General features: G+C 64.5%; 23 protein-coding genes and 1 tRNA gene. 11 read left to right on the top strand and 13 right to left on the bottom strand.

Features of this window, described 5'->3' with window-relative positions:
- Positions 1 to 11: 11 nt before the first annotated feature.
- The 5 genes from rsfS to ACYVHK_RS16375 form a co-directional block, all read right to left on the bottom strand.
- The gene (gene rsfS / locus ACYVHK_RS16395; protein WP_460534276.1) at positions 12 to 413 is read right to left on the bottom strand and encodes an RsfS/YbeB/iojap family protein; all 402 of its coding nucleotides are present in this window, start codon (positions 411 to 413) and stop codon (positions 12 to 14) included.
- A 37-nt stretch (positions 414 to 450) separates the two neighbouring features.
- The gene (nadD, locus tag ACYVHK_RS16390) at positions 451 to 1107 is read right to left on the bottom strand and encodes a nicotinate-nicotinamide nucleotide adenylyltransferase (protein ID WP_460534274.1); all 657 of its coding nucleotides are present in this window, start codon (positions 1105 to 1107) and stop codon (positions 451 to 453) included.
- A gap of 114 nt (positions 1108 to 1221) precedes the next feature.
- Positions 1222 to 2826, bottom strand: coding sequence for a methyl-accepting chemotaxis protein (locus ACYVHK_RS16385; protein WP_460534271.1), 1605 nt, complete (start codon positions 2824 to 2826; stop codon positions 1222 to 1224).
- Between the two features lie 110 nt (positions 2827 to 2936).
- On the bottom strand, positions 2937 to 3956 hold the full coding sequence (locus ACYVHK_RS16380) for a DUF2804 domain-containing protein (protein WP_460534269.1): 1020 nt from the start codon (positions 3954 to 3956) through the stop codon (positions 2937 to 2939).
- Entirely contained in the window at positions 3934 to 5205 is a 1272-nt protein-coding gene (locus tag ACYVHK_RS16375; protein WP_460534267.1) for a glutamate-5-semialdehyde dehydrogenase, read from the bottom strand. The genes ACYVHK_RS16380 and ACYVHK_RS16375 overlap by 23 nt, the downstream gene beginning before the upstream one ends.
- 111 nt (positions 5206 to 5316) lie before the next feature.
- Here ACYVHK_RS16375 and ACYVHK_RS16370 point away from each other — a divergent pair.
- Positions 5317 to 5392, top strand: a tRNA-Ala gene (locus tag ACYVHK_RS16370).
- Positions 5393 to 5950: 558 nt separating this feature from the next.
- Here the strand turns inward: ACYVHK_RS16370 and ACYVHK_RS16365 are convergent.
- Positions 5951 to 6988 (bottom strand): zinc-dependent alcohol dehydrogenase family protein, encoded by a 1038-nt coding sequence (locus ACYVHK_RS16365; protein ID WP_460534265.1) that lies wholly within the window; start codon positions 6986 to 6988, stop codon positions 5951 to 5953.
- A 66-nt stretch (positions 6989 to 7054) separates the two neighbouring features.
- Between ACYVHK_RS16365 and ACYVHK_RS16360 the strand changes: the two genes are divergently transcribed.
- Positions 7055 to 7942, top strand: a complete 888-nt coding sequence (locus ACYVHK_RS16360) for a LysR family transcriptional regulator (protein WP_460534263.1) — start codon at positions 7055 to 7057, stop codon at positions 7940 to 7942.
- 52 nt (positions 7943 to 7994) lie between these two features.
- Here the strand turns inward: ACYVHK_RS16360 and kdsA are convergent, their stop codons facing one another.
- A complete protein-coding gene (gene kdsA / locus ACYVHK_RS16355) occupies positions 7995 to 8840 on the bottom strand; it encodes a DAHP synthetase I family protein (protein ID WP_460534261.1) in 846 nt (281 codons plus the stop codon).
- A gap of 169 nt (positions 8841 to 9009) precedes the next feature.
- On the opposite strand from kdsA, the gene ACYVHK_RS16350 reads away from it, so the two are divergent.
- From ACYVHK_RS16350 to ACYVHK_RS16310, 9 genes are all read left to right on the top strand, one after another.
- Positions 9010 to 10770 (top strand): M14 family metallopeptidase, encoded by a 1761-nt coding sequence (locus ACYVHK_RS16350; RefSeq protein WP_460534259.1) that lies wholly within the window; start codon positions 9010 to 9012, stop codon positions 10768 to 10770.
- Between the two features lie 333 nt (positions 10771 to 11103).
- A complete protein-coding gene (locus tag ACYVHK_RS16345) occupies positions 11104 to 13005 on the top strand; it encodes a DUF4178 domain-containing protein (protein ID WP_460534257.1) in 1902 nt (633 codons plus the stop codon).
- Entirely contained in the window at positions 13005 to 13148 is a 144-nt protein-coding gene (locus ACYVHK_RS16340; protein ID WP_460534255.1) for a hypothetical protein, read from the top strand. Before ACYVHK_RS16345 ends, ACYVHK_RS16340 begins: the two co-directional genes overlap by 1 nt.
- A gap of 15 nt (positions 13149 to 13163) precedes the next feature.
- Entirely contained in the window at positions 13164 to 13376 is a 213-nt protein-coding gene (locus tag ACYVHK_RS16335; protein WP_460534253.1) for a DUF350 domain-containing protein, read from the top strand.
- A gap of 90 nt (positions 13377 to 13466) precedes the next feature.
- The gene (locus ACYVHK_RS16330; RefSeq protein WP_460534251.1) at positions 13467 to 13826 is read left to right on the top strand and encodes a hypothetical protein; all 360 of its coding nucleotides are present in this window, start codon (positions 13467 to 13469) and stop codon (positions 13824 to 13826) included.
- A 39-nt stretch (positions 13827 to 13865) separates the two neighbouring features.
- Positions 13866 to 15365 carry a spermidine synthase gene (locus tag ACYVHK_RS16325; RefSeq protein ID WP_460534249.1) on the top strand — a complete coding sequence of 500 codons (1500 nt, stop codon included), beginning with the start codon at positions 13866 to 13868 and terminating at the stop codon, positions 15363 to 15365.
- Positions 15362 to 16972 carry a flavin monoamine oxidase family protein gene (locus tag ACYVHK_RS16320; RefSeq protein WP_460534247.1) on the top strand — a complete coding sequence of 537 codons (1611 nt, stop codon included), beginning with the start codon at positions 15362 to 15364 and terminating at the stop codon, positions 16970 to 16972. Before ACYVHK_RS16325 ends, ACYVHK_RS16320 begins: the two co-directional genes overlap by 4 nt.
- Positions 16969 to 17340, top strand: coding sequence for an S-adenosylmethionine decarboxylase family protein (gene speD, locus ACYVHK_RS16315; protein WP_460534245.1), 372 nt, complete (start codon positions 16969 to 16971; stop codon positions 17338 to 17340). The genes ACYVHK_RS16320 and speD overlap by 4 nt, the downstream gene beginning before the upstream one ends.
- A gap of 64 nt (positions 17341 to 17404) precedes the next feature.
- Positions 17405 to 19276: a methyl-accepting chemotaxis protein gene (locus ACYVHK_RS16310; RefSeq protein ID WP_460534243.1), complete on the top strand. Its 1872-nt coding sequence runs from the start codon at positions 17405 to 17407 to the stop codon at positions 19274 to 19276.
- Between the two features lie 250 nt (positions 19277 to 19526).
- On the opposite strand, the gene ACYVHK_RS16305 is transcribed toward ACYVHK_RS16310, so the two are convergent.
- From ACYVHK_RS16305 to def, 6 genes are all read right to left on the bottom strand, one after another.
- On the bottom strand, positions 19527 to 20804 hold the full coding sequence (locus tag ACYVHK_RS16305; RefSeq protein WP_460534241.1) for a sigma-54-dependent transcriptional regulator: 1278 nt from the start codon (positions 20802 to 20804) through the stop codon (positions 19527 to 19529).
- A complete protein-coding gene (locus ACYVHK_RS16300; RefSeq protein WP_460534239.1) occupies positions 20797 to 22989 on the bottom strand; it encodes a sensor histidine kinase in 2193 nt (730 codons plus the stop codon). Before ACYVHK_RS16300 ends, ACYVHK_RS16305 begins: the two co-directional genes overlap by 8 nt.
- 2 nt (positions 22990 to 22991) lie before the next feature.
- Positions 22992 to 23525: a DUF4390 domain-containing protein gene (locus tag ACYVHK_RS16295; RefSeq protein WP_460534236.1), complete on the bottom strand. Its 534-nt coding sequence runs from the start codon at positions 23523 to 23525 to the stop codon at positions 22992 to 22994.
- A 31-nt stretch (positions 23526 to 23556) separates the two neighbouring features.
- A complete protein-coding gene (gene rsmB / locus ACYVHK_RS16290) occupies positions 23557 to 24831 on the bottom strand; it encodes a 16S rRNA (cytosine(967)-C(5))-methyltransferase (protein ID WP_460534234.1) in 1275 nt (424 codons plus the stop codon).
- A gap of 96 nt (positions 24832 to 24927) precedes the next feature.
- Positions 24928 to 25851: a methionyl-tRNA formyltransferase gene (fmt, locus tag ACYVHK_RS16285; protein ID WP_460534232.1), complete on the bottom strand. Its 924-nt coding sequence runs from the start codon at positions 25849 to 25851 to the stop codon at positions 24928 to 24930.
- A 93-nt stretch (positions 25852 to 25944) separates the two neighbouring features.
- Entirely contained in the window at positions 25945 to 26448 is a 504-nt protein-coding gene (gene def, locus ACYVHK_RS16280; protein ID WP_460534230.1) for a peptide deformylase, read from the bottom strand.
- Between the last annotated feature and the right edge of the window lie 75 nt (positions 26449 to 26523).

The raw sequence follows: 26523 nt of genomic DNA, 5'->3' as shown, positions 1-26523 counted from the left end.
GGCCGTGTCACTCAGACCTTGGGGTCGTCATGCGCCTGGATGGCGGCTTCCCATGGGCGGGTGGGGTTGAAGGTCGGCTTCTGGCCGCCCCACAGTTGCTCGATGTTGTAGTAGTCGCGCACGGCCGGCAGCATGACGTGGACGATGAGCGGGCCGCAGTCGAGCAGTACCCATTCGCCGCTGACGTCGCCTTCCATGCCGAGGATCTCGACACCGGCTTCCTTGAGCTTTTCGCGGGCGTTGTTGGCCAGGGCCTTGGCCTGACGGTTGGAGCTGCCGGAGACGACGATCATGCATTCGAACATGGCGGTCAGCTTGGTGGTGTCGAGCACCAGGATGTCTTCACCCTTGATGTCTTCGAGGGCGGCGACGGCGATGTCGCGCATCTGTTCGATGGTCAGTTGCTGGGTCATGGTATTGGGGTGTCCGTTCTTATGGGGCCAAGCGATATCAGCGGTCCGGCCCATAAAGCAAATGCCGCCCTGCATAGTCCAGTACGGCATCGGGTGCGAGGTAGCGGGCTGTGTGCCCGGCGGCCAATTGCGCACGGATGGCGGTACTCGAAATAGCGAGCGGCGTTGTTGGCAAAAGAATTATTGTACCTGCTTCGCAGGCGCTGGTCACGCTAAGTGTTTGAATTCTTGGCAGGACTTCGGCCAGCAGCTCGGCCGAGGCGTGTTCTTTCCAATGGTCGAGGTCAAAACCGGGGCGGCAGGCGACGGCCAGGCAGGCCAGGTCGAACAGTTCGTGCCAGCGGTGCCAGCGATCCAGCGCGAGGAAACTGTCGGCGCCGATCAGCCAGGCGAGTGGGGCTGTGGGGCCGAGTTCCTGCCGTAGTTCGGTCAGGGTATCGATGGTGTAGCAGACGCCGTCGCGGCGTAGTTCGCGGTCGTCGACTGTCAGGCGGGGATTGGGGCTGGCGGCTAGTTGCGCCATGGCGAGCCGGTGCAGCCCGTTTGCCTGCGGGCCGGGTCGGTGCGGCGGGTTGGCGGTGGGAAGGAGTCGTACTTCGGTCAGCGACAGGGCCTCGGCGAATTCTTCGGCGATGCGCAGATGGCCGTGGTGGATGGGGTCGAAGGTGCCGCCCAAGATGCCGATGCCTGCCACGGTTGCTCCTGTGAACGATGCTGCCGGTGTGATGGATCGCCGCGGGCGATGCCGAATGGAAAAATGGCCATGCCGGATAGGGGCATGACCATTGTGCGCCAGGCCCGGGTGGGCTTAAAGCGACTTTTCGTACTGGGCTATCAGGGCCTTGAGGGCCTTGGCGGTGCCGGCCAGGCGCTCGGCCGAGGCGGCGACGTCCTGGGCTTCGCGGTTGTTGGCGTCGATGGTGCTGGCCATGCGCTCGATGGTGGTGGCAACTTCCTCGGCCGCCGAGGACTGCTGGCGCAGGGTGTCGGCGATATGGCCGGTCATCGTCACCGTGTCTTCGGAGGCTTGGGCGACTTCGACCAGGTTCTGGCTGCTGGCCTTGATGGAGGCGGTGCCGTTGGCGACTTCGGCGACGGCGTCGTCCATGGTCATCAGCGTGGCCTGGGTGACCATCTGGATGTTGGTGACGTTGTTGCTGATGTCCATCGTGGACTGCGAGGTGCGCTCTGCCAGCTTGCGGACTTCATCGGCCACCACGGCGAAGCCACGGCCGGTCTCGCCGGCGCGGGCGGCCTCGATGGCGGCATTGAGGGCCAGCAGGTTGGTCTGGTCGGCGATCTCCTTGATGGTGCCGGTCATGCTGCCGATACGGGTGACAGCCTGGCTAAGGTCGTCCAGCGTGGCGCGGGCTTCGCCGACGACCTCGACGATGCGGCCGGTAGAGGCGAGGCTGGCCTGCATATTGGCTTCGCCTTCGCGCACGACGGCCTTGGCGTGCATGGCGCTTTGGGCGGTCTCCTGCGTGGCGCGGCTGATCTCGGTGACGGAGACGCTCATTTCTTCGGTGGCGGCGCTGACCTGCATGGCCTGTTCGCTCTGCTGGCCGGTCTGCTTGGCCAGGGCGTCGGCGGAGTCGTCCAGTTGCTGCGATTGGTCGGCGATCTTGTGCGAGGAGGACAGTACGTCGGCGATCAGCGCGCGCAGGTGCACGGACAGCGATTGGGCCGAGACGATCATGTTGGGGAATTCGTCAGTGGAATCGGCCTTGATGCCGTGGCGGAAGTTGCCTTCCTCGATATGCTCGAGTGCTTCCCGCACCTTGCCGAGGGAGCGGTCTGCCTGGCTGAGCCACCAGCCGCCGCCAGCCAGTGCGGCCAGCGCACCGATGATGGCGAAGGCCCAGCTCCAGCCGCCCGCACCGGCGCTGGCGGCACCGGCGGTGGCGAGGTTGAGGATGGCCAGGACGATGAAGGCTAACCAGCCGCGCTGAACGAAGGACAGCTTCTGCATGACGGTGCCGGCGTGGCCAGGCATGCTGGCGCGCTTGTCGCGGATGGCACGATAGAGCTGGTCTGCCGTGGCGACTTCCTGGCGGTTGGGGGCGTTGCGGACCGACATGTAGCCGACGACTCGGCCGCGATCACGGACAGGGGTGACGTAGGCTTCGACCCAGTAGAAATCGCCGTTCTTGCAGCGGTTCTTGACCAGGCCGCGCCAGGGCTGGCCGGTCTGGACGGTTTGCCAGAGATCGGCAAAGGCTTCGACCGGCATGTCCGGGTGGCGGACGACGTTGTGGGACTTGCCGATCAGTTCATCTGCCGCAAAGCCGCTGATCTCGATAAAGGCAGGGTTGGCGTAAGTGATGACGCCCTTGAGGTCGGTCCGGGTGACGATGGGCTCGTTGGCTTTGACAAAGCGCTCGACGGTGGTGATAGGCAGATTGGTCTTCATCTCTATGCACTATGAAAGAGTTGCGTTGAAAGTCGCATAACGACCCTGTATGAGCCCGATATTACTGTCTGGTACAGCCGGCGGACCTGAGCCAGCGCAATATATCCGTGCTACCAGCGCGAATAGTGCTGCTCGGCCACGCCCAGCAGGCCTTCGACCTCGCGCGGGCGCGCGTCGGCATGGGGCCTGACCGTGCCGCTGTAGAGGCCGACCGGTTGGACGTAGCGGCTGGCGGCCACCAGCAGGTTGCGGTCTTCGCGTCGCTCCCCCAGCGGGGTGAAGGTCAGGTCCAGCAAGCCGTCGTCGGTTTTGACCTGCCACGGCGCGAGGGTCTGGTCTGGGTTATAGCTGAACTGGGCGGCACCGAGCGGAATAAGGCATCCATCGAGCCAGAGGGCGTTCTCATGATTGCCGAAATAGCCGGCCTGCAGATTGAAGCCCAGGCCCTGCGAATGGGCCGAGGCCCAGAGCCAGCGGGTCTCCCGCGGGAGCAGGCCGTTGGAGTGATCAAGCGCGGCACTGCCGCCATCGAGCCGGAAGCGGTGGCCGCCGGCATGGGCGATGCCGCTAACCCGCAGGGCAGGGGATTTGTGGGTGCTGTGCCAGATGCCGCCGTCGACCGGGCCGGCGGCGAACAGCCAGGGGGCGGCGTCGGTGCCGTCCAGGACGGCATCGACCCGGAAATCTCCCGGTCCCTGGATATGCAGCGAGAACAGGTTGGGTTCGCGTTCGACGAACTCGATGCGCGCGCCGAGCCAGGAAAAATGGCTGGGGCGACCTTCGGCCGGGATGTTGGCGACCTGGGCGGTGAGGCCGGGCAGGCCGTCACGCGAGAAGCTACCCACGACGCTGTTGCTGTGCCGATCGAACAGGTAGGCGAAGGCGGCGTTGGTCCAGCCGACATCGACGATGGCGCAGGCGATGAAGCAGTCTTCGCAGGCGATGCCGACATATTGCCAGCGCTTGTGGTGCAGTTTCTTCCACCAGCCTGGCCGCTGCAGCGCGGCGGGCAGGACGGCCCAGTCTATCTCCGGGCAACGGCCGATGAAGCGGCCAGCGCGGGGCTGGCCGGTTGAGTCGAGCAGGCTGGCCGGGGCGGCCGGCAGCTCAGGCGCGAATCTGGCCGTCACCGAGCACCACCCATTTCTGACTGGTCAGGCCGTTGAGTCCGACCGGACCGCGGGCGTGGATCTTGTCGGTGGAGATGCCGATCTCGGCACCCAGACCGTATTCGAAGCCATCGGCAAAGCGGGTCGAGGCGTTGACCATGACGCTGGCGGAATCGACTTCACGCAGGAAGCGACGGGCCTTGGTGTAGTTCTCGGTCACGACGGCGTCGGTATGGTGCGAACCGAATTCGTTGATGTGGGCGATGGCTTCGTCGAGGCCGGGCACGGTGCTGATGGCGAGGATGGGGGCGAGGTATTCGGTGGCCCAGTCCTCTGCCGTGGCGTCCTTGATGCCGCTGAGGCCTGCTTGCTCGAGGATGGCTTTCGATTCCGGGCAGGCGCGCAGTTCGACCTGTTTCTCGGCATAGATGCGGCCGAGGCGGGGCAGGACGGCGGCGGCGACCGACTGGGCGACCAGCAGCGTCTCCATGGTGTTGCAAGTGCCGTAGCGATGGGTCTTGGCGTTGTCGGCGATGCGGACGGCCTTGTCGAGATCGGCTTCGTCGTCGATGTAGACGTGGCAGATGCCGTCGAGATGCTTGATGACCGGGACTCGCGCTTCCTTGCTGATGCGTTCGATCAGGCCCTTGCCCCCGCGCGGGACGATGACATCGACGTAGTCGCTCATGGTGATGAGGGCGCCGACGGCGGCCCGATCGGTGGTCTCGACGACCTGGACGGCGGTCTCCGGCAGGCCGGCGCTGCGCAGGCCCTCACGGACCAGCTCGGCGATGGCCTGGTTGCAGCGGGCGGCTTCCGAGCCGCCGCGCAGGATGGCGGCGTTGCCGGACTTGAGGCAGAGGCCGGCGGCATCGGCCGTCACATTGGGGCGAGCTTCGTAGATGATGCCGATGACGCCCAGCGGCACGCGCATCTTGCCGACCTGGATGCCGGAGGGGCGGTAGGCGAATTCGCCCATCTCGCCGACCGGATCGGGCAGAGTGGCGATCTGGCGCAGGCCCTCGGCCATGGCTTGCACGCCCTTGGCGCTAAGGGTGAGGCGATCGAGCAGGGCGGGCTCCAGCCCGGCAGCCTGGGCGGCGGTGACATCGGCCGCGTTGGCGGCCAGCAGCTTGGCAGCGTCGCGCTCGATGCCATCGGCGATGGCGTGCAGTGCGGCATTCTTGGCGTTGGTATCGGCCCGTGCGATCAGGCGCGAAGCGGCTCGGGCGGCTTTGCCGAGCCCGGTCATATAGCTTTGTACATCCATGGCGGAGACCCTCCGTTGCATCTTTGGTTACAGAGGATAATGCCAGATTCGCAGGGTGCTTGTCGGTGCAGGTTTCAGGGCGCTATATTTGCCGCGCACTGTTGTTGCACAGGGCCGATAGCTCAGCTGGGAGAGCGCTGCGTTCGCAATGCAGAGGTCGGGAGTTCGATCCTCCTTCGGTCCACCATCTATCTCGACGGTTGCGTCACCTTGGCAACGATTGCATCGCCGCTTTCGTCTGATTGAGGGGCTAGCTGTCATCACCAAAGCCCCTATTTGATGGACGCGAGTATTTTCCCTGCGTTGTTTCTTGGTAGTTGGTTGTTGCCCATTGCGGCGGGTTTGCTGATCTCGTTCTGGTTGGTTGGCAAGGGCAATCGTTTGTTCTGGGTCGTACCCTTTATCGTTATCTGGTTGCTTAGCCAGACTGTGATCGGAGGATTGGCGGGACCCAAGCTATCGATGTTGTCCCTGCTTTCCGAATGGTTCGTTGCGGCTGTTGTGATTGCTTCTGCCTACGTTGTCAGGCGCTTGCGCGGAAGTCGCAGATCCTCTGGGCCGCATGGTGTTGGATAGACCCGGCATGCTACGATTTTCTTGGTTTTAGCCCGATGGGAGGCGCTGTGTCGGGCAAGGCGATCAGCCAGTGTTTGGCGCTTCTTCCGGCGAACTGGCACCACTTACGATTAAGACCCAAGCCTGGCTTGGGTCTTTTGCTTTTGGGAGCGCTCCTGCTAGTTGTGGTTCAGTGTGTGATGGCGATCTTGCCGACGTGTCGGCCACTAGTGCTGAGTTCGGTATAGGCAGCTGCGGTGGCGGTAATGTCGAATACGCGGTCGATGACCGGGATGATGCGGTGGGCGGTGATGGCGCGCGTGGCCTCGGCGAGGTCGGCGACGGAGCCGGTGTTGTTGCCGACGATGCGCAGGGCCTTGACGATAATGGGGAACAGATCGAGCGAGCCGGTGGTGCCAGTGACGAAGCCGACGGTGAAGACGGTGCCACCGATGGCGGCGGCGTTGAGGGAGCGGGCGATGGTAGCGGCGCCGACAGTTTCGACCACCAGATCGGCACCGTGTCCGCCGGTGAGTTTCTGTACTTCTTCATCCCAGGCGGGGGTGGCGCGGTAGTTGATCAGGTGATCGGCGCCGAGCTGGCGGGCGCGTTCGAGCTTTTCCTCGGACGAGGAGGCGAGGATCACGGTCGCGCCGGATGCCTTGGCGAACTGCAGCGCGAAGAGGCTGACGCCGCCGGTGCCCAGCAAGACGACTACCGAACCGGGGCGCAACTGGGCCGAACGGATGGCATTCCAGGCGGTGGTGGCGGCGATGGGGAGGGCGGCGCCGTGGACAAAATCCAGATGGGCCGGCAGGGCGACGAGGCTGCTGGCGGGGACGCTGATGTAGTCGGCCAGCGAGCCGGGCAGGTTCAGGCCGCGCATGGCGCCGACGTTGCGCGCGGTGATGGCGCCGCCTTGCCAGTGGGGCATGAAGTGGGGAATGACTCTGTCACCAATGGCCCAGTCGCTGACGCCTTCACCGAGGGCGGCGATTTCGCCTGCGCCGTCGGCCACTGGCACCAATGGGAAGTCGGCGACCGGGAACTGGCCGGTGGCGATGGCGATGTCCAGGTAGTTCAGGGTGGCGGCCCGTAACCGGACCAGTACCTCGCCGAGGCCGAGCTTGGGTTCTGGCAGGTCGGTCTGGCGAAAGGCGCTGAGCATGGGGGCGGTGAGTTCGATGGCTTTCATGGCGGCCTCGCGGGTCTGGTGGGAAAGCGCCATCTTGATTCATTTGAATTGGAAGATAATCTCGTAAAGTCTTTCAATACTTCAAAGCCGGAGTGGGTAATGGATCTGTTCGACAGCATGCGGGTGTTCGTCCTGGCGGTCGACAAGGGCAGCTTGAGTGCGGCGGCGCTTGCCGGTGGGATGTCGCCGACGATGGCGGGCAACCATTTGCAGGCGCTGGAGAAGCGGCTGGGTACGAAGTTGCTCAACCGGACGACCCGGCGGCAGAGCCTGACGGCGTTTGGCGAGCAGTATTATCTGCAGTGCCAGGAGATTCTGCGGCTGGTGGCCGAGACGGATACGCAGGCGCACGCGACGCAGGCGGTCGCACGGGGTTTGCTGCGCGTGACCGCGCCGGTCTCGTTCGGCGCGGAGGCCTTGATGCCGGCCTTGGCAGCCTACCTTGCGCAGTACCCCGAGGTGCAACTGGACCTGGTGCTCAGTGATCGCACGGCGGATCTGGTCGAGGAAGGATTCGAGGCGGCGATCCGGGTCGGGCCCTTGCCGGATTCCGGCCTGATCGCCCGGCCGCTGGCGCCTTATCGCATGCTGATCTGCGCCTCGCCCGACTATCTGGCGCGTCGTGGGGTACCGCAGTCACCGGCGGAGCTGGCACAGCATGAGTGCCTGGGATTCAGCTACTCCACCAGCCTGAAGTGGCGGCTGGATGGCGCGAAAGGAACGAGCGTGGTGCCGGTGGCGGGACGGCTGAAGGTGAACAACGGCCAGGCCTTGCGCGTGGCGGCCCTGAACGGGTTGGGCATCGTCCAGCAGCCGGCCGTGCTGGTGGAGGCGGATATTGCGGCGGGGCGGCTGGTGCGCTTGTTTGCCGACCATGAGCTGGCCAGCCGGCCCATGCATATCGTCTACCTGCCGGACCGGCATGGATCACCGAAGCTGCGCAGTTTTATCGAGTTTGTGGTGCAGCGGTTCGGAGCGGGCCAGTGAATTAAAAAGACCCAGGGCATGCCTGGGTCTTTTTCCTGGATAGCGCTGAGGTTCAGATCTTCAGCGGCTTGAAGGACTTGACCAGGTCGTCGAGTGCCTTCAGGTCGGTCAGGAAAGGTTCGAGCAGGTGCAGCGGCAGGGCGCTGGGGCCATCGCACTTGGCCTGGGCCGGATCCGGGTGGGCTTCGAGGAACAGGCCAGCGAGGCCGAGAGCGAGGCCGGCGCGGGCGAGTTCGGCCACCTGTTCACGGCGGCCACCGGAGGCGGCGGCGCCGGATTCACGCTGTTGCAGGGCGTGGGTGACGTCGAAGATGACCGGGAGGTCGTTGGTGACTTTCTTCATGACGCCGAAGCCCAGCATGTCGACCACAAGGTTGTCGTAGCCGAAGCTGGAACCGCGATCACAGAGGATGAGCTGGTTGTTACCGGCCTCGACGAACTTCTCGACGACGTTGAGGATTTGCGGCGGGCTCATGAACTGCGGCTTCTTGATATTGATCACGCGGCCGGTCTTGGCGAGCGCGATGACCAGGTCGGTCTGGCGGGCCAGGAAGGCGGGCAACTGCAGGACGTCGGCGACTTCGGCGACGATTGGGGCTTGCCAGGGTTCGTGTACGTCGGTGATGACCGGTACGCCGAAGGTGGTCTTCACCGCTTCGAGGATCTTCATGCCCTCCTCGATGCCCGGCCCCCGGTAGGAGTGGATGGAGGAGCGGTTAGCCTTGTCGAAACTGCCCTTGAACACGTAGGGGATGCCGAGTTTTTGCGTGACGCGGACGTATTCCTCGGCAGAGCGCAGGGCCAGGTCGCGGGATTCGAGCACGTTGATGCCGCCGAACAGGACGAAGGTCTCGCGGTTGTCGGCTTTGATGTGGGGGGTAATGGAGACGCTGGACACGGTTTTTCCTAGGTTCATTGCTTAGCGCGTAGGACTGAATCATACAACATGTCGTTCCCGGGCTTGGCGACGGGGCGGCGGGAGGATGTTGAAGTGGCGAGGGGCATTGGCTAGGCTGGTCGACATTGGGGCCGTTGTCGGCTTTTGACCTTTTGAAATGTGAGATGCCATGCGGTCTGCGTTCCTGCGTTCCCTTCTGGCGGTGAGTTTTGCGGGCGCTGCCATGGCGCTACCACTGAGTACGGTGGCGGAGCGATCCGGTTTTGTGGAGACCGGGCGTTATGCGGAGGTGCAGCAGCTTTGCCAGGATTTCCAACGGGCCTATCCCAAGGCCGTGCGCTGCCTGCAGTTCGGGGTGACGCCGGAGGGGCGGCCAATGCTGGCGCTGGTGGCGTCCCAGACCGGGGCGTTGACCGCAGCGGCGGCCAGGGCGCGGCATCTACCGGTGCTGCTGGTGCAGGGTGGCATCCATGCCGGGGAGATCGACGGCAAGGACGCGGGATTCCTGGCCTTGCGCGAGGTACTGGAGGGCAAGGCAGCCAGGGACGCGCTGGCGAAGCAGGTGCTGGTGTTCGTGCCGGTATTCAATATCGACGGGCATGAGCGCTTCGGGCGCTGGAACCGGCCTAACCAGCGCGGGCCGGTGGCGATGGGCTGGCGCACGACCGGGCAGAACTACAACCTGAATCGCGACTATCTGAAGGCCGATGCGCCGGAGATGCAGGCGATGCTGCGGCTGGTGAATGCCTGGGACCCGCTGGTCTATGTGGACCTGCATGTGACCGACGGGGCGAAGTTCGAGCACGATATCTCGCTGATGACCGAACCGCGCCAGTCCGGTGACCTGCCTTTGCGGGCGGCCGGGCAGGCCTTGAATACGCGGGTACTGCAGGACCTGGCGGCGCAGGGGTCCTTGCCGCTGGATTTCTACCCGAGCTTCGTGGTGGAGGACGATCCGAGCTCGGGCTTTGTGGACAATGTGCCGACGCCACGTTTCTCGCATGGCTACTTCCAGCTGCGCAACCGGCTGGGGATGCTGGTGGAGACGCATTCCTGGAAGGACTATCCGACCCGGGTGCGGATCACCCGCAATACCATCGTCTCCCTGCTGGCACAGCTCGGTGCGCAAGGTGCCGCCTGGCGCGAGCTGGCCGAGGCGGCGGACGGACGCAGTGCGCAATTGGCCGGGCAGCCGGTGGTGCTGGGCTACCAGCCGACCGAGCAGGTGGAGACGGTGGCGTTCCGTGGTTATGCCTACAGCCGGACGCCGTCGGAGGTGTCCGGTGCGCTGATGACCCGTTATGACGAATCCCGGCCCGAGGTGTGGCAGTTGCCCTTGCGCCGGGAAGTCGTTCCGGAGCGGGTGGTGAACGCACCGCTGGCCGGCTATGTGGTGCCGGCGGCGCATGCGGCGATGGTGGGGCAGAAGCTGGCCTTGCACGGAATTACGTATCGGCCGCTGACAGTGGCGGTCGATCAGGCGCAGGTAGAGGCTTTCCGGGCGAGCAAGGTCGAAGTCGCGGCCAAATCGGAAGAAGGGCACCAGCGGATCGAGCTGGAGGGGGGCTGGGCGGTAGAGCAGCGGCCCTTGCGCGCTGGTGATCTGTTCGTGCCGATTGCCCAGCCCAAGGCACGGCTGGTGATGGCTTTGCTGGAGCCGCAAGCGCCGGACGCGCTGGTGGCGTGGGGCCTGTTCAATACGGCGTTCGAGCCCAAGGAGTATATGGAGGCCTATGTGGCGGAGGACGTGGCGCGGGAGCAACTGAAGGACCCGGCGGTGGCGGCGGCGTTTCAGCAGAAGCTGGCCAGCGATGCGGTATTTGCCAAGGACCCGGCCGCGCGTTTGGCGTTCTTTGCACGGCGGCATACGTCCTGGGATGAGCGTTTGGATTTGTACCCGGTATGGCGGGTAGGGTCGGTGCAGCGGTGAGTTGCCGGTGGCTGGGTTGTTGGGCTTCGCTTTGCTCAACCCAACCTACGGGACTGTTCAATCCGACCTATGAGGCCCGCTCGTAGCGGGTTTGGTGGAAGGCGCTACGCTGAGCGGGATTGTCGGCGCCAGCGGCGCCCTACCATCCCGGCCTACCTCTTGTTGGTGTTTCCACCCTACGGAGCGACAAGGCACCCCCTGATGTTCAAGAGGGTATCCATGGCCTTGTGCCGAGGCCGGGTGGAACTATTGCCGAGTGACGCGAGGCCTTGTGTGGCTTGATTCCTGGGGCTGCTGTGCTAGGCTCGGACGACCTTTTATCCGCTTCCTGTCATGCGCGTTGCTCCCTGCCCTTCCTGTGGTGCCCAAGTCGAGTTCCATTCCGCTGCGTCGGTGATGGCGGTGTGCGGCTATTGCCGCAGCACGCTGGTCCGCAATGACGTGGACCTGGAGAATCTCGGCAAGATGGCGGAACTGGCAGAGGATCGTAGCCCGTTCCGCTTGCGTTTCCGTGGTCTGTACAAGACGGTGGGGTTCGAGCTGATCGGTCGCTTGCAGCTTAATTACGAGGGGGGCTACTGGAACGAGTGGTATGCGCGCTTTGACGACGGCCGGCTGGGCTGGCTGTCGGAAGGGTCCGGGCTTTGCTATGTGACCTTCGAGCAGGCGATCAAGACCATCCTGCCGGCCTTTGATGCGTTTACGGTTGGCCAGACGGCCAAGCTGGGCGGGCAGCCTTATACCGTCAGCAATATCGAGACAGCGCATTGCGTGGCGGTGGAGGGCGAACTGCCGTTCAAGGCGACGCCGGGCTATGCGGCGCCGGCGATCGACCTGCGCTCGGAGACCGGCTTTGCCAGCCTCGACTACAGCGAGATGCCGCCGACGGTGTATATCGGCGAGGCGGTGACGCTGGATGCGGTGATCGACAAGGCGGCGCCGACTGAGACGCCGCGACCGGCACGGGCCCAGGCGCGGGATTTCAAGTGCACCAGTTGCGGTGCGCCCTTGTCGGTCCGTGGCCCGGAGACGCTGGCGATCGGCTGCGGGCATTGCGGTGCCGTGGTGGACCCGGCCAGCCCCACGCTGGCGATCGTGAGCCGGGCGCTGGAGGCGATGAAGCAGCCCAAGCTGGCCCTGGGGGCGCTGGGCAAGTTGCGTGGCAAGCAGTACGCGATCATCGGTTACCTGCGTCGGTCGACCAAGATTGACGGCCTGCGCTACGACTGGGATGAGTATTTCCTGCATTCGCCCGAGGTGGGCTATGTCTGGCTGACCGAATCGGACGGGCACTGGAATCTGGCCAAGCCGGTAACGCGACAGCCGAAGCTGATGCCGGCGGCGCAACCCAAGGTCCAGTTCCTGGACCGTACCTATAAGCATTTCCAGCGCTGCCAGGCGGAAGTGGTGCAGGTCCTCGGCGAGTTCAACTGGAAAGTGAGGATCGGTGAGTTCGTGGCGGTAGACGACTATGTCGCCCCACCCTACCTCCTGTCTGCCGAGCGCAGCCAGAGCGAACTGACCTGGAGCTTGTCGGAATACCTGCCGGCGGCCGAGGTGGCGGCAGCGTTCAAGCCGATGAAGCCCTTGCCGGAACCGGTCGGGATTGCGCCCAACCAGCCGCGGCCCGGGCCTGGGTCCGGTCGTTACTGGGCGGCCTTTGCCGGCTTCGCGGTGTTCGCGCTGATCCTGCAGTTCGTGTTTACCGCGACGGCGGCGCAGAAGATCGTCTGGCAAGGCGAGCTGGCGGTGCCGGAGGGGCAGCAGCAAGCCACCCTGACCAGTCCGCCGTTCCGGCTGGATGGGGATCACAATCTGGAGATACGGCAGGGGGCGAACCTCGATAACCAGTGGTTGTATACCGATATCGCGCTGATCAACCAGGCCAGCGGCGAAAGCTTCCGACTGGGGCGCGAGGTGAGCTACTACCACGGCAGTGATTCGGACGGCAGCTGGAGCGAGGGAAACGGGAGCGACGAGGCACTGCTGGCGAGTGTGCCTGCCGGAGACTACCTGCTGGAGGTCGAGGCGGAGACTGAGGCCGGCCGGCCAATGCTGACCGATCGTATCCAGCTGGTACGCGATGTGCCGATCTGGAGCAATTTCTGGCTGTTGCTGGCGCTGCTGCTGATTGCGCCGATCTGGTCCTGGCTGCGCAATGCCAGCTTCGAGACCCGGCGCTGGGCCGAGAGCGACTATGCGAGCAGCAGTTCCGACAGTGGAGACGATGACTGATGTTCCGTGCCTATCTGATCGCTGCGACGCTGGCCACGGCCCTCTACGGCTATGGGCAGTACAAGGGCAAACCGCTATTTGGCGCTGTCACCGAGACCCGCGAGCGGGGTGGGGTGAGCGGCAGCCGGCTTTATCACAAGTAATATGGGGAGCATGAGATGGAACTGTTGAAACTCGATTACCTGGTCGCCTCGATGGTGTATTCGCTGCTGGGGGTGGCGGTGTTCTGGCTGGCCTTCATCATCATCGACAAGCTGACGCCCTACGATCTGTGGAAGAACCTGATCGAGGAGCGCAACCAGGCACTGGCGACGGTGGTGGCGGCGATGTGCCTGGGCGTGGCCATCATCGTGGCGTCGGCCATACATTGAGCCCGCTAGGGATGTGCGCGACGCCTTGCCGCCGGCCTGGTGTCGCCGACCCAGCCTTGTTGTCGTGATATCAATCATCCAGAGGAATAGATGGATCCAGCGCTCTCCGCCTTGCTAGGTACCTTGGCCGGCTCCATCGTGGGCGGTGCCATCAGCTGGTTGCTCAACCGGCAGCAGCTGCAACACCAGATGCAGACCATACGCGAGCAGCAGAAGACCGAGTACATGGCGGAGGAGACGGCGCGGCATTTCCTCAGCCACAAAAGTTTCACCGACCGCTCCTTCGATACCCTGCAGCAGCACTTGGGGGGCTTCGAGGACGATGAGCTGCGCAAGATACTGGTGCGTGCCGGGGCGATACGGCTGGTTCGGGACGATGGTTCCGAATGGTGGCGCTTGCTGTCACGCATGGATGAGTACATCGAAAAGAAGCGCAAGTCCGCCGACTGAACCGTTGGTCGTTCCCCCTCCCTCCCTTTTGTCCTGCTGATGCCCTTCGCCCTGCTGTTCTCCATTTTTATCGTCGCCGCATGTGGCCTGGCTTACGAGCTGGTAGCCGCCGCCTTGTCGAGCTATCTCGTCGGGGATTCGGTTACCCAATTCTCGACCGTGATCGGGGTCTACCTGTTTGCGATGGGGGTGGGCTCGTGGCTGTCCAAGCACCTGACGCGCGATCTGGTGGCGAGCTTTATCCGCATCGAGCTGGCGGTGGGCCTGCTCGGGGGCTTTTCGGCAGCCTTGCTGTTCTATGCCTTTGCCTGGCTCAGTGGCCCGTTCCTGTTGCTGCTGTATGTGCTGGTCGGCGTGATCGGCATTCTGGTGGGGCTGGAGATTCCGCTGGTGATGCGCCTGCTGGAGCCGCGGCTGCCGTTCAAGGAGCTGGTGTCGCAGGTACTGAGCGTCGACTACATCGGTGCACTGGCGGTGTCCTTGCTGTTTCCGCTGTGGCTGGCACCCAAGCTCGGGATGGTGCGGACGGCGCTGTTGTTCGGGCTGCTGAATGTGGCGGTGGCACTGTGGACGCTGTGGCTGTTCCGGGCGGAGCTGCCGGGGCGGCGAGGCCTGTGGGCGCAAGGCGGGCTGGTGATGCTGCTGGTGCTGGGAGGTTTTGTCGGTGCGGACCGCTTGTCGAGCGTAGCGGAGAATGCGCTGTACGAGGACCGGATTGTGCTGGCGGAATCCACTCCCTACCAGCGCATCGTGCTCACGCGCTGGAAGAACGATGTTCGCTTGTTCCTGAATGGCAACCTGCAGTTCAGCTCGCGCGACGAATATCGCTACCACGAAGCGCTGGTGCACCCGGGGCTGTCCACGTTGCCATGGGCCAAGCGGATACTGGTGCTGGGGGGCGGCGACGGCCTGGCGGTGCGTGAGATATTGAAGTATCCACAGGTGGGATCGATCACGCTGGTGGAGCTGGACCCGGCCATGCCGGCCCTGTTCAAGACGCACCCGGCCTTGCGCGAACTCAATGGCGATGCGTTCGCCTCTCCCAAGGTGAAGATCATCAATACCGACGCCTTCCGCTGGCTGGAGAGCCAGCAGGACGCGTTCGACTTTATCGTGGTGGACTTCCCGGACCCGACCAACTACGCGGTGGGCAAGCTCTACACCAATACCTTCTACCGTTTCCTGGAGAAGGCACTCAGTGCGCGCGGCCGGCTCGTGATCCAGTCCACCTCGCCCATGTATGCGCGGCAGGCCTACTGGACCGTGGTGCAGACGGTGGAGAGCGTGGGACTGCAGACCCAGCCCTATCACGCGCTGGTGCCGAGTTTTGGCGAGTGGGGCTATATCCTGGCCGGGCGGGAGCCTTACCGGCAGGTGGGCAAGCTGCCACCGGGACTGCGCTTCGTGAACCCGACCACCTTGCCGACGCTGTTCAGCTTTCCGCCCGACATGGCGCGGGTGCCGGCCGAAGTGAACCGGCTCAATAACCAGATCCTGGTCCGTACCTTCGAGCAGGAGTGGAAGCAGGTGCAGCGATGAAGCGGCGGGACTTCCTGGCGGCGAGCGCGCTGGGACTGATCGGTTGCTCACGCAAGAGCCCCGAGCCCTTGCCGCCGGGTACGCTGCTGGGGCCGTCGCTCGCGCTCGGCCACCGCATGCGGGACGGCACGGGTTTTCCGGCGGCCGGCGAGACCCGCAAGGTCGGCGCCTTGATCATAGGCGGCGGGATGGCCGGACTGGCCTGTGGCTGGTGGTTGCAACGCCAGGGCTATGGGGATTTCCATCTGCTGGAGCTGGAGGCGGAAGCCGGCGGTAATGCCCGCGGCGGCAGGAATGCTGTATCGGCCTATCCCTGGGGGGCGCACTACCTGCCCCTGCCGGGGCCGGAGGCGGGCGAGCTACGATTGATGCTGGCGGAGTTCGGGGTGCTCAAGGGCGACCCGATGGCGGCGCAGCCGGAATACGAGGAGCGCCATCTGTGCTTTGCACCGCAGGAGCGGCTGCATATCCATGGTGTCTGGCAGGACGGCCTGTTGCCCCAATTTGGCGTGCCGGCGGCGGAGCGGGCGCAGCAGCAGCGCTTTATCACCATGATGGCCGCGCGTAAGGCGGAGCGGCTGGCGAACGGGCTACCGCCGTTTGCGACGCCGAGCGCTCGTGGCGCTGCGGTGGAGACGGCACTGGACCAGATGTCCATGCATGACTGGCTGCGACAGAACGGCCTGGATGCACCCAGCCTGCACTGGTGGGTGAACTATGCCTGCCGTGACGATTACGGCACGGACTACCGGCAGACCTCGGCCTGGGCCGCGCAACATTATTTTGCCGGCCGTCATGGCCTGGCGAGCAATGCCGACAGCGATGACGTGCTGACCTGGCCGGAAGGCAATGGCTGGCTGACACGGCGCATGGCAGCGACGCTGGGCACGCGCCTGCAACGGCAGGCGATGGCCTGGCAACTGGCCGATGACGGCAAGCGGGTGACGGTCGATGTGTACCTGCCTGCGGAGCAGCGCAGCGTGCGCTACCTGGCCGACCGGGTGGTGTGGGCGGCGCCGTTGGGCTTCCTGCCGCATGTCTGGCCGACGCTGCCGTCGACCTGGCGCAGCGCGACCCGACGCTTGAGCTACGCGCCCTGGCTGGTGGCGAACCTGACCCTCAGCGAAGCGCCGTCGGGGCCTGACCAGGCACCACTGAGTTGGGACAATGTGTTGTATGGCAAGGCCGGGCTGGGCTATGTGGTGGCCAATCACCAGACCCTGGGGCTGCATGACAAGGGAACGGTGTTTACCTATTACCGGCCCTTGAGCGAGGTGGCGCCGGCGACCGGGCGGCAGTGGCTGATGCAGCGCTCGCAGGCGCAATGGGCCGAGTCCATTCTGGCCGAACTGGCGCCGGTACACCCGGAACTGGGCCGGCTGACGCAGCGGCTGGACGTATGGCGCTGGGGGCATGCGATGTCCCGCCCTACACCGGGTCTCTTGAGCGGCAAACTCCCGCTGTTGCGGGAGGCACAAGGTAGGGTGATGCTGGCGCATGCGGACCTGAGTGGTTTCTCGCTGGCGGAAGAGGCGCACTATTGGGGTATACGCGCGGCGAACTGGTTGATGGGTCCAGGTGGGCCGCGCGATGGGAAACAGCAATGAATGGCTTGCACCTGACTGCCGATTTATACGATTGCCAGAACGCAACGCTGCTGACCGACCAGCCGGCGCTGGCTGCGCTGTGCGAGGCCCAGGTCCGTGCGGTCGGCCTGACGGCGGTGTCGGACTGTTGGCATGCATTCCCTGCCGGCCCGGACGGGCCGGGTGGCATGACCGGGGTGGTGCTGCTGGCGGAGTCCCATCTGGCGCTGCATACCTGGCCGGAGCGGCTGGGGGTGACGCTGGATGTCTATGTGTGCAATTTCGGCGCCGACAACTCGGAGCGGGCCGAAGCGTTGCTGCTAGGCCTGATGGAAGCCTTCGCCCCGGCGAAATACCAGAGGCAAAGTCTGCAACGCGGTCTAGTCTGAAAAACCACGACGCGCGGTTTCTCTCCGCCAGATATCGTCGTGGGTTTCCCTTACGGAGGGCGATATGACGTCTTTACGTACCCGGCTGATCCTGTTTGTGGCCGCTGTGGTGGCGATCAGTGCGACCTTGCTCGCCGCCATCTCCTATTTGCGCATGGCGGGCGAGATCGAGAACGGCATACGGCAGGAGATCGCCGCGACTTCGCTGGGCTATGGTCAGGTGGTGGCGGACTGGGTGGCGGCCAAGCAGCAGATCGTGGCATCGGTAGTGCCGGCGCTGGTGCAGGTCGATATCAAGCCGGCCATGCAGCAGGCCTCGACAGCCGGGCAGTTCGCGCTGTTCTTCAGCGGCTACGCCGACAAGCGCATGGTGTATTCGACCGACAAGACCCCGCCCGAAGGCTATGACCCGACGGCGCGTCCCTGGTACAAGCTGGCTGCCGAGCAGGGCAAGCCGGTAGTCACCGCGCCCTATATCGCGGCGTCAAGCAAGAAGCTGGTGGTGACCTTTGCCGCGCCGAAGAGCGGTGGTAGCGGGGTAGAGGCGGTGGTGGGCGCCGATATCGAGCTGGAAAGCGTGGTCAACAACGTGCTGGCGATCAAGCTGCGTGGTGATGGCTATGCCTTCTTGGTCGGCAAGGATGGCAAGCTGATCGCCTATCCCAAGGCGGATACGGCGCTGAAGCCGGTCAAGGACGTCATTCCCGGCTTTGAGAGCATCGAGGCCTATACCGCAACGGACAAGCTCAATACCGTGGAGATCGATGGCGCGGCCAAGCTGTTGGCGCTGCGCCCCATTGCCAATACCGACTGGTACCTGGGGGTGGTGATCGACAAGAGCCAGGCCATGGCGCCGCTGCGCACCTTGCTGATTGCGCTGATCGTGGCGCTGTTGCTGCTGGTGGCGGTGGCGCTGGCGTTTGCCTGGGTGGGCATCGGCCACTTGCTGGCGGGCCTGGGACGGATCGAGAAGGCGATGGCGACCATTGCGACCGGCGAGGGCGACCTGACCTTGCGCCTGCCGGTCCACAGCCAGGATGAGGTGGGGCGAATCGCGCAGGCGTTCAACCAGTTCATCGACAAGCTGCGCGAGATGTTCCTGACCGTGCGTGATCAGTCGAACGAGTTGGGCTCGGGCATCGCCCACCTGACCGATACCACCGACCATATTTCCCGCGATTCCAACGTGCAGTCGGAGGAGCTGAGCTCGACGGCGGCGACGATCGAGCAGATCACCGTCAGCATTGCGCATATTGCCGACAATGTGAGCGATACCCACAAGCTGGTGGAGGTGGTCGATACCGGTTCGGGTGAATCGGCGCAGGCGGTACGGCAGGTGGCGGACGAGATTACGCGGATTGCGGCGGAGTTCCAGCAACTGGCCGGGGTGATGAACAGCCTGGGCAACCGTTCGGACCAGATCAGCAGCATCGTGGGGGTGATCAAGGAGATCGCCGACCAGACCAATCTGCTGGCCTTGAATGCGGCGATCGAGGCGGCGCGGGCCGGCGAGCAGGGGCGCGGTTTTGCGGTAGTGGCCGACGAGGTGCGCAAGCTGGCGGAGCGGACCGGCCAGGCAACGGTGGAGATCGGCACCATGATCGCCAGCGTGCGTGACGATACCCGTGATGCCCTGGGCCGCATGGAGGCGGCGGTGGCGGCGGTGGACCTGGGCGTGAGCCGGGCGGCCGATGCGACTGGGCGGATCGAATCCATCCGCGCAAGTACCGGCGAGATGGTGGCGAAGATGGACGATATCGTGGCCGCGACGGCCGAGCAGCGGGTGGCGACCACGGCGATGGCACAGAGCGCGGAGCGCGTGAATGCGATGGCGCAGCAGACCGACAGTTCGATCCAGGACTCCAACCAGACCTTGCGGGCCTTGTCGGGCTTGGCGCAGAGCCTGAGTAGTCTGGTGGGGCGGTTCAGGTTGTGAGTTGAGGTGCCACTCATCGGGTGGCTTCTTATCGGCGCCCGGGTCGAAGGGGTTGTGGTGGTTGGGGGGCGGTGTTGGGCTTCGCTGCGCTGAGCGGGATTGTCGGCGACACCGGCGCCTTACCATCCCGGCCTGCCCCTTACGGGTACTCCCAACCTACGGGCTGCCCTACGGTAGGGGGATGAAAAACAACAAGGCCCGATCACTCGGGCCTTGTTGTTTATGCGGCTGGCACGCGGCGGCGTGGGGCTCAGGTCGGGCGGGGACGCTTGATGACCTGGACGCCGAGCTGCTTGAGCTTGCGGTAGAGGTGGGTCCGCTCCAAGCCGACCTTGTCGGCGACGCGGCTCATATTGCCGCCTTCGAGGCCGATGTGATGGTCGAAGTAGGCGCGTTCGAACTCGTCGCGGGCTTCCCGCAGCGGTTGGTCGAAGTTGAACTGCGGACCGCTGACCGCCACCGTCTGGGCTCGCGGCGGCGAGAACTGCGACAGCACGCGGTTGACGGGCGTGGCGTCGATGTCGATCTCGGTCGAGGTCAGTGCCAGGCTCTTGACGATGTTGTGCAACTGCTCGTGGTTGCCCGGCCAGTCGTGCTGGCGCAGAGCATTGAGGGCAGATGACGCGAAGCGGCGCGGGCCGGTCTTGTTCGATTCCACCACGCTGGACAGGATGTGTTCCGCCAGCTCGGGGATATCGTCGCGGTGTTCACGCAGTGCCGGCAGCGGCACGACGATCTGCGACAGATAGGTGAAGAGGGCCGGATCGAAGCGGTCGATCAGCTCGGGCAGGCTGCGGCTGGTGGCACAGATCAAGCGCACATTGTGCTTGTCCAGCCGGGGCAGCAGCGCGACCAGGGCGGTCTGGGCCTTGCGCTCGTAGTGGCCGATGTCACGCAGGAATAGCGTGCCGTTGGCGGCGCGAGCCACCAGGTCGGGGCCGGATTCGATCAGTGCGTCCTGGCTGTCTGGTGCCACGAAGGGTACCGTGGGCGGCGTCAGGTAGCGGGCACAGGCCACGAAGCCGCTGCCCGGTTCACCGGTCAGCAGCATGGGGAAGGACAGGTTCTGCGCCTGATCGAGCTGCTTCTTGAGGATCAGCACCAGCGGGCTTTTCCCCAGCGCCGCGAGTGAGTTCTCCTGTACCTTGGGTTGGACCTCGCCGTGCTTGAGGGCACGTTTGACGGTCGCCAGCAGCTTTTGCAGGCCGATCGGCTTCTCGAGGAAGTCGAAGGCGCCGATACGGGTGGCTTCCACGGCGGTATCGATGGTGGCATGGCCAGACATCATGACGACCGGCATGGTCAGTTGACCGTTGCTACCCCATTCTTTCAACAGCGTCACGCCATCGGTGTCGGGCATCCAGATGTCGAGCAGGACCAGGGCGGGACGGCCCTGGTTGCGCAACAGGCGCGCCTGGGCGGCATTTTCAGCCACAACCACGCGGTAACCTTCGTCTTGCAGGATTTCCGACAACAATTCGCGGATACCGATCTCGTCGTCGACGATCAGGATATCGTTACTACCCACGCGCGTTCTCCCCTTGTGTGCTGTTGCCTTCAACCTTTGCCGTATCCAGTATCGGTAAATCGATCCGCACGCATGCGCCATGCGGTTCGACGTTGAAGGCGACGATCTGGCCATGGTGTTCGTCAATGATTTTCTTGACCACGGCCAACCCCAACCCGGTTCCCTTTTGCTTGGTCGTTGCATAGGGCTCGAAAACCCGTTGCAAAATCGCCTCATCAAAACCAGAACCGTTGTCTTCTACCGACAATCGTACCGCTTTCTGACGCTTTTCGGTACGTAGCCGTATTCGACCGAACATATCGTTGCTGACGGCCTCTTGTGCGTTCTTCAACAGATTGTGCACAACCTGCCGTAATTGGGTGATGTCGGCCATCACCAGCAGCGGTTCCTCGCCCTGGTGTTCGCGCTCTATCGGGGCGGTTTCGTACAGCACCAGGATCTCGTCCAGCAGGCGTCCCAGGTCGACCGGGGCCAGTTGGGCGGAGGGCTGGCGCGCGTATTCGCGGAATTCGTCCACCATGCGTTTCAGCGCGCCGACCTGGGCGACGATGGTGTTGGTGGAGCGGCTGAGGATTTCGCGGCTGGCTTCGTCGAGCTTGTCCGACAGCTTGTGTTCGAGCCGCTCGGCTGCCAGCTGGATGGGGGTGAGCGGGTTGCGGATCTCGTGGGCGAGGCGCTTGGCGACTTCACCCCAGGCGGCATCGCGCTGGGCGCGCAGCAGGTCGGTCACGTCGTCGAATACCACCACGGCACCGGAGTTGGCGTCCTGTTCGCCGCTCAGGCGCAGGCGGGCGCCGTGTACCAGCAGCACGCGCGGGCTGCCGTCGAAGCCAACCTCGAGCTGGCGCTGCCAGTCTTCGTTGCTGTTGGTGAAGGCTTCGATCACGCCCTGGGCGAAGGCGGCGAGATGTGGGTAGTCGTCGAGCCAGTCGCTGAGCTTCAGGACATCCAGCCGATCGATCTCGGCGTGCAGGATGTGGGTGGCGCTGAGGTTGGCGGCGCGCAGGCGCCAGTTCTCGTCGAAGGTCAGCACGCCGGCGGTAAGGCTGCCGAGCACGGTTTCGAGATAGGCCTTGGCGGCGATGGTCTCCTGCTGCTTGAGTTCCACCTGGTTGCGCGCCTCGGACAGCTGGCGGGTCATGCGGTTGAAGCTGTGGGTCAGGGTGCCGAGCTCGTCCTGGCTGACGACGGGCTGCACCTGGGAGTAGTCGCCCTGCGCCACGGCGCGGGTACCGGCCGCCAGCACCGTGAGCGGTGCGGCCAGCTTCTCGGACAGGTACATGCCGAGCACCACCGCCGCCAGCAATGCCATCAGCAGGGCCAGTGTCAGGGTCAGACCATAGATGATCTTGAGGCCGCCGCGCTGCAGGGACAGGGCCTTGTACTGGCTGCGCATGTCCTCGACCTTTTCGAAGTCGACCGCGAGCTTCTTGGGGACGGGCTGGATCAGCTGCAGGGCACGGATTTCGCCACCGAAACCGGTGTTGCTGGCGTAGTTGGGGTTTACCGGCACCACCACCCGCAGGCTCAGGCCGTAGCTCGGCGTGGTCTCCAGCGCGCGGTAGGGCAGCTGCGCCATGACCTGCTTGAGGATCTTGCGCTCGGGTACCAGGGGGACCGGATTGGCGAGCTCGTTGCCATCGTGGGCGATCACCAGGCCGCGGCCGTCGAACAGGCTGGCTTCCTGCACGTTGACGGTCTCGCGCAGGCGGCCCAGCGTGTTGCGTGCCTCGGTATTGAATTCGCCACCGAGTTCGCCGGCCATGACGCGGGCCTTCTGCATCAGGTCGTCGAGCGAGTTGTCGAGGGCACGGGAGCCGAGGTTGAGGCCGCTGTCGAGGGCGTTGTCGACCCGGACGTCGAACCAGGTCTCGATGGACTTGGTCAGGAACTGCACCGACAGGGTGTAGACCAGTGCGCCGGGCAGCACGGCCACCATGGCGAACATGAGTGTCAGCCGCCAGGCGAGGCGGGAGCCGAACTGCCGCTCGCGGATCTGGCGGCGCAGTCGCTGCACCCGGGTCACCACCAGGGCAACCAGGCCGGCAGCCATCAGGAGGTTGAGGCCGAGCAGCCAGGAGTAGTAGCTGCCGATCACGGTGGAGTTGCTGCTGGCGGTTGCCAGCAGGAACAGCAGGATGGCGGCCAGCGAGCCGAGCAGGATCAGGGTGTTGCGCATCGGCATGCTTACTTCGCACCCTCGGTAAATTCGACCTGCGTCGATTCGGATTCCAGCTTCCACTCGGAATCGCCGATCAGGCTCAGTTGCAGGGGGCGGGGCAGTTGGCTGGTATCGAGCCGCATGAGCAGGTCACCGGCGAAGCGGCTGTCGAGCTTCTTGGTGATGGAGCCGCGCTCGGCGACGGCCCAGTCACGTACCACGCCGAGGTTGCGGACGGCTTCGCCCAGTGTGTCGTAGCTGCGATAGAGGGTGCCGGCGCTGACGCGGTAGCTGCGGGTCAGGGCGTGATAGGACAGTTTGTATTCGGTGCGGGCGGTGGGGTTGAACCAGTCGGCCACCTTGCGCCAGGCCCAATACCAGCGCGGCTTGGTCAGCGTGAACTCGACCACGAAGGTCAGGGGTACGCCGGCCAGCAGGGCGGTCTCGTGGACGGGATCGAGGGTGACGACAAAGCGTGCGTCGATGCCCAGGCGACCTTCCTGTTCCAGTCCCTCTGCGGCATCGAGGCGTATGCCCCCCGCGATTGCTGGCAGCATCATGGCTACGGCAAGCAGGGGTAACAGCCAGTGGCTAAGTCGTTTTTTCAAGCAGTGCGTAAAAAAAGCCATCGTGGCGGTCATTGGGCAGCAGTTGCCCGCTTTCCGGCAAGCCGGTTGGCAGGGGCAGCCGCCGGGCGTCGTCATGACGCGTCAGAAAATCGGCGACGTGTTGTTGATTCTCCTGCGGGAATACCGAGCAGGTAACGTAAAGCAGTGTACCACCCGCTTTCAGGCATCCCCACAGCGCATCCAGCATGGCCGCCTGTTGCGTGGCGAAATGCGCAAAATCGCCGGGACGGCGCAGCCACTTGATATCCGGGTGACGGCGCGCCACGCCACTGGCTGAGCACGGTACGTCGGCGAGAATACGGTCGTAGGGAATGCCATCCCACCAGGCGGCGGGCTGGGCTGCATCGGCCGCCTTGAGGCTGGCCGTGAGCCCGAGTCGGTCGAGATTATCCTGCACACGTTGCAATCGTTGTGCATCGACATCGAGTGCGGTCAGATCGATATCGGCCAGTTCCAGCAGATGGCCGGTCTTGCCGCCGGGGGCGCAGCAGGCATCCAGTACACGCAGGCCGTTCTCCAGCTTGAGCAGGGGCGCGGCCCATTGCGCGCCGATGTCCTGCACCGAGCAGTGGCCGTCGAAAAAGCCCGGCAGACGATCCACCGACACCGGCTGGGCCAGGCGCAGGCCTTGTTCGCCGTCAGCCTCGGCTTCGATACCGGCGGCTTGCAACGTTGCCAGATAGGCATCGCGCGTGGTCTTGCGCGGGTTGATGCGCAAGCTCATGGGTGGGTGCTGGTTGTTGGCGGCCAGCAGGGTCTGCCATTGCTCCGGGTAGGACTTGCGCATGGTGGTGACCCACCAGGCTGGATGGTTCCAGCGGGCGGTATCGTCCTCTGCGGCTGTGGTCAGCAGTTCATCCTTGCGGCGCAGGAAGTTGCGCAGTACGCCGTTGACCATGCCCTTGGCGTAGCCGCCGTTGAGGGTGCTGGCCACCTTGACGGCGTGGTCCACCACCGCATAGGACGCGGCGCGTCCCCAGGCGAGCTGATAGACGGCCGTGGCCAGCAGGGCGCGTACGGCGGGATCGGTGTCCGGCCGGCTCAGCAGGCGCTGCAGGATGAAATCCACCTCGCCATAGCGACGCAGGGTGCTGTAGCTGATGTCCTGGATAGCGGCCTTCTGGCGGGGCTCGAGCGCAGCATGGCGCTGCCGCTGGCGCGTCAGGGTGTCGGTCAGGTTGCGGCCGGCCAGGACGGCCGCCACGGCTTCTGCCGCCAGACGTTGGATCAATAACATTGCAGGTACTGCCTTCTGGAAAATGAACCGAGGGGGCTGTGCCCCCTCGCCAGTCTCAATATAGATACTGCGAATATAGATAGCGTGACGGCTGCGCTAGGCCAGGACGTCGCCCACGGCAAGTTTGCCGCCGGCGAGGAAGTCGCGGACGGGCAGGCGCTTGCTGCCGGGGCGCTGCAGTTCGGTCAGGCGCAGCAGCCCGGCACCGGTGCCGACGACGATGCCGTCCGGTCCTGCGGCCAGGATATGGCCCGGCGCACCGTTGCCGGGTTCTGCGCTGGCGGCCCAGCACTTGATCAGCTCCTCGCCGTGGCGGGCGGTGCTGCCAGGGAAGGGGTCGAAGGCGCGGATACGGCGGGCGATCAGTTCGGCCGGCTCGGTCCAGGCGATGGCGGCTTCTTCCTTGCGGATCTTCTCGGCATAGGTGACGCCCTCTACGGGCTGGGCGGCGGCTCCTGCCTGCAGGGTGGGCAGGTCCACCAGGGCGGCGACGATGGCGTCGGCCCCGCAGACGGCCAGCTTGTCATGCAGGCTGCGGGTGGTGTCCGTCTCGCTGATGGCGACCGGGTGGCGGCTCAGCATGGCGCCGGTATCGAGGCCGGCATCCATCTGCATGATGGTGATGCCGGTCTCGGTGTCGCCGGACTCGATCGCGCGCTGGATCGGTGCGGCACCGCGCCAGCGTGGCAGCAGCGAGCCATGGATGTTCAGGCAGCCAAGGCGCGGCATGTCGAGCACCAGCTGCGGCAGGATGATGCCGTAGGCGGCGACGACCATGACGTCGGCCGCGATGGCGGCGACCGGCGCCTGCTGCTCGGCGGTACGCAGCTTTTCCGGCTGGTAGACCGGCAGGCCGTGGCGTTCGGCCAGTTGCTTGACCGGAGAGGCCATGAGTTTCATGCCACGGCCGGCCGGGCGATCGGGTTGGGTCAGCACGAGGACGATCTCGTGGCCGGCGTCGATCAGCGACTGCAGGGCGGTGGCGGCGAACTCGGGCGTGCCGGCAAATATCAGCTTCATGGGGCGATCACTTCATCTTGGCTGCTGCCAATACGGACGGTGGCAAGGAAGAATGATGCCCGGCCGGCGCGCCAAAACGCACCGACAGGGGAATCACAGGGTCTTGCGGGTGTTTTTCTTGAGGCGCGACAGGATGCGTGTCTGCTTCAGACGCGACAGTTTCTCGACGAACACCTTGCCGTCGAGATGATCCATTTCATGCTGGATGCAGATGGCCAGGAGACCGTCGGCCTGGAGCTTGAAGGACTTGCCGTTGCGATCGAGTGCTTCGACCACGACATGTTCGGCCCGCTCGACTTCCTCATATATGCCGGGTACAGAGAGGCAGCCTTCCTCGAACATGACATTGCCATCCGCCGCGATAATACGGGGGTTGATCAAGGCGATGAGGCCGGTCTTGTCTTCGCTGACATCGATCACGATGACACGCTTGTGATAGTCCACCTGGGTGGCGGCGAGGCCGATGCCGGGTGCCTGGTACATCGTCTCGGCCATGTCGTCGATCAGCTGACGGATCTCGTCGTCGACTTTATCCACAGGCTTGGCAACTTTGTGCAAGCGCTCGTCGGGATAATGCAGGATATTCAGAATTGCCATATTTTCTTGCTACCGTATGTATTTAGATGCAGAATTTGAGTAATTGGTTTAAATGCCTTCAGCATAAATCGCCCG

Source organism: Chitinimonas naiadis, from assembly GCF_054780835.1.
This window is presented reverse-complemented; position numbering and strand designations above follow the sequence as displayed.

What these genes read in the sequence shown, in the direction of transcription:
- rsfS (WP_460534276.1), bottom strand. Translation starts at nt 413, where the DNA reads ATGACCCAGCAACTGACCATCGAACAGATGCGCGACATCGCCGTCGCC.
- ACYVHK_RS16385 (WP_460534271.1), bottom strand. Translation starts at nt 2,826, where the DNA reads ATGAAGACCAATCTGCCTATCACCACCGTCGAGCGCTTTGTCAAAGCC.
- ACYVHK_RS16375 (WP_460534267.1), bottom strand. Translation starts at nt 5,205, where the DNA reads ATGGATGTACAAAGCTATATGACCGGGCTCGGCAAAGCCGCCCGAGCC.
- ACYVHK_RS16365 (WP_460534265.1), bottom strand. Translation starts at nt 6,988, where the DNA reads ATGGCGCTTTCCCACCAGACCCGCGAGGCCGCCATGAAAGCCATCGAA.
- ACYVHK_RS16360 (WP_460534263.1), top strand. Translation starts at nt 7,055, where the DNA reads ATGGATCTGTTCGACAGCATGCGGGTGTTCGTCCTGGCGGTCGACAAG.
- ACYVHK_RS16350 (WP_460534259.1), top strand. Translation starts at nt 9,010, where the DNA reads ATGCGGTCTGCGTTCCTGCGTTCCCTTCTGGCGGTGAGTTTTGCGGGC.
- ACYVHK_RS16345 (WP_460534257.1), top strand. Translation starts at nt 11,104, where the DNA reads ATGCGCGTTGCTCCCTGCCCTTCCTGTGGTGCCCAAGTCGAGTTCCAT.
- ACYVHK_RS16340 (WP_460534255.1), top strand. Translation starts at nt 13,005, where the DNA reads ATGTTCCGTGCCTATCTGATCGCTGCGACGCTGGCCACGGCCCTCTAC.
- ACYVHK_RS16335 (WP_460534253.1), top strand. Translation starts at nt 13,164, where the DNA reads ATGGAACTGTTGAAACTCGATTACCTGGTCGCCTCGATGGTGTATTCG.
- ACYVHK_RS16330 (WP_460534251.1), top strand. Translation starts at nt 13,467, where the DNA reads ATGGATCCAGCGCTCTCCGCCTTGCTAGGTACCTTGGCCGGCTCCATC.
- ACYVHK_RS16325 (WP_460534249.1), top strand. Translation starts at nt 13,866, where the DNA reads ATGCCCTTCGCCCTGCTGTTCTCCATTTTTATCGTCGCCGCATGTGGC.
- ACYVHK_RS16320 (WP_460534247.1), top strand. Translation starts at nt 15,362, where the DNA reads ATGAAGCGGCGGGACTTCCTGGCGGCGAGCGCGCTGGGACTGATCGGT.
- speD (WP_460534245.1), top strand. Translation starts at nt 16,969, where the DNA reads ATGAATGGCTTGCACCTGACTGCCGATTTATACGATTGCCAGAACGCA.
- ACYVHK_RS16310 (WP_460534243.1), top strand. Translation starts at nt 17,405, where the DNA reads ATGACGTCTTTACGTACCCGGCTGATCCTGTTTGTGGCCGCTGTGGTG.
- ACYVHK_RS16300 (WP_460534239.1), bottom strand. Translation starts at nt 22,989, where the DNA reads ATGCCGATGCGCAACACCCTGATCCTGCTCGGCTCGCTGGCCGCCATC.
- ACYVHK_RS16295 (WP_460534236.1), bottom strand. Translation starts at nt 23,525, where the DNA reads ATGATGCTGCCAGCAATCGCGGGGGGCATACGCCTCGATGCCGCAGAG.
- rsmB (WP_460534234.1), bottom strand. Translation starts at nt 24,831, where the DNA reads ATGTTATTGATCCAACGTCTGGCGGCAGAAGCCGTGGCGGCCGTCCTG.
- fmt (WP_460534232.1), bottom strand. Translation starts at nt 25,851, where the DNA reads ATGAAGCTGATATTTGCCGGCACGCCCGAGTTCGCCGCCACCGCCCTG.
- def (WP_460534230.1), bottom strand. Translation starts at nt 26,448, where the DNA reads ATGGCAATTCTGAATATCCTGCATTATCCCGACGAGCGCTTGCACAAA.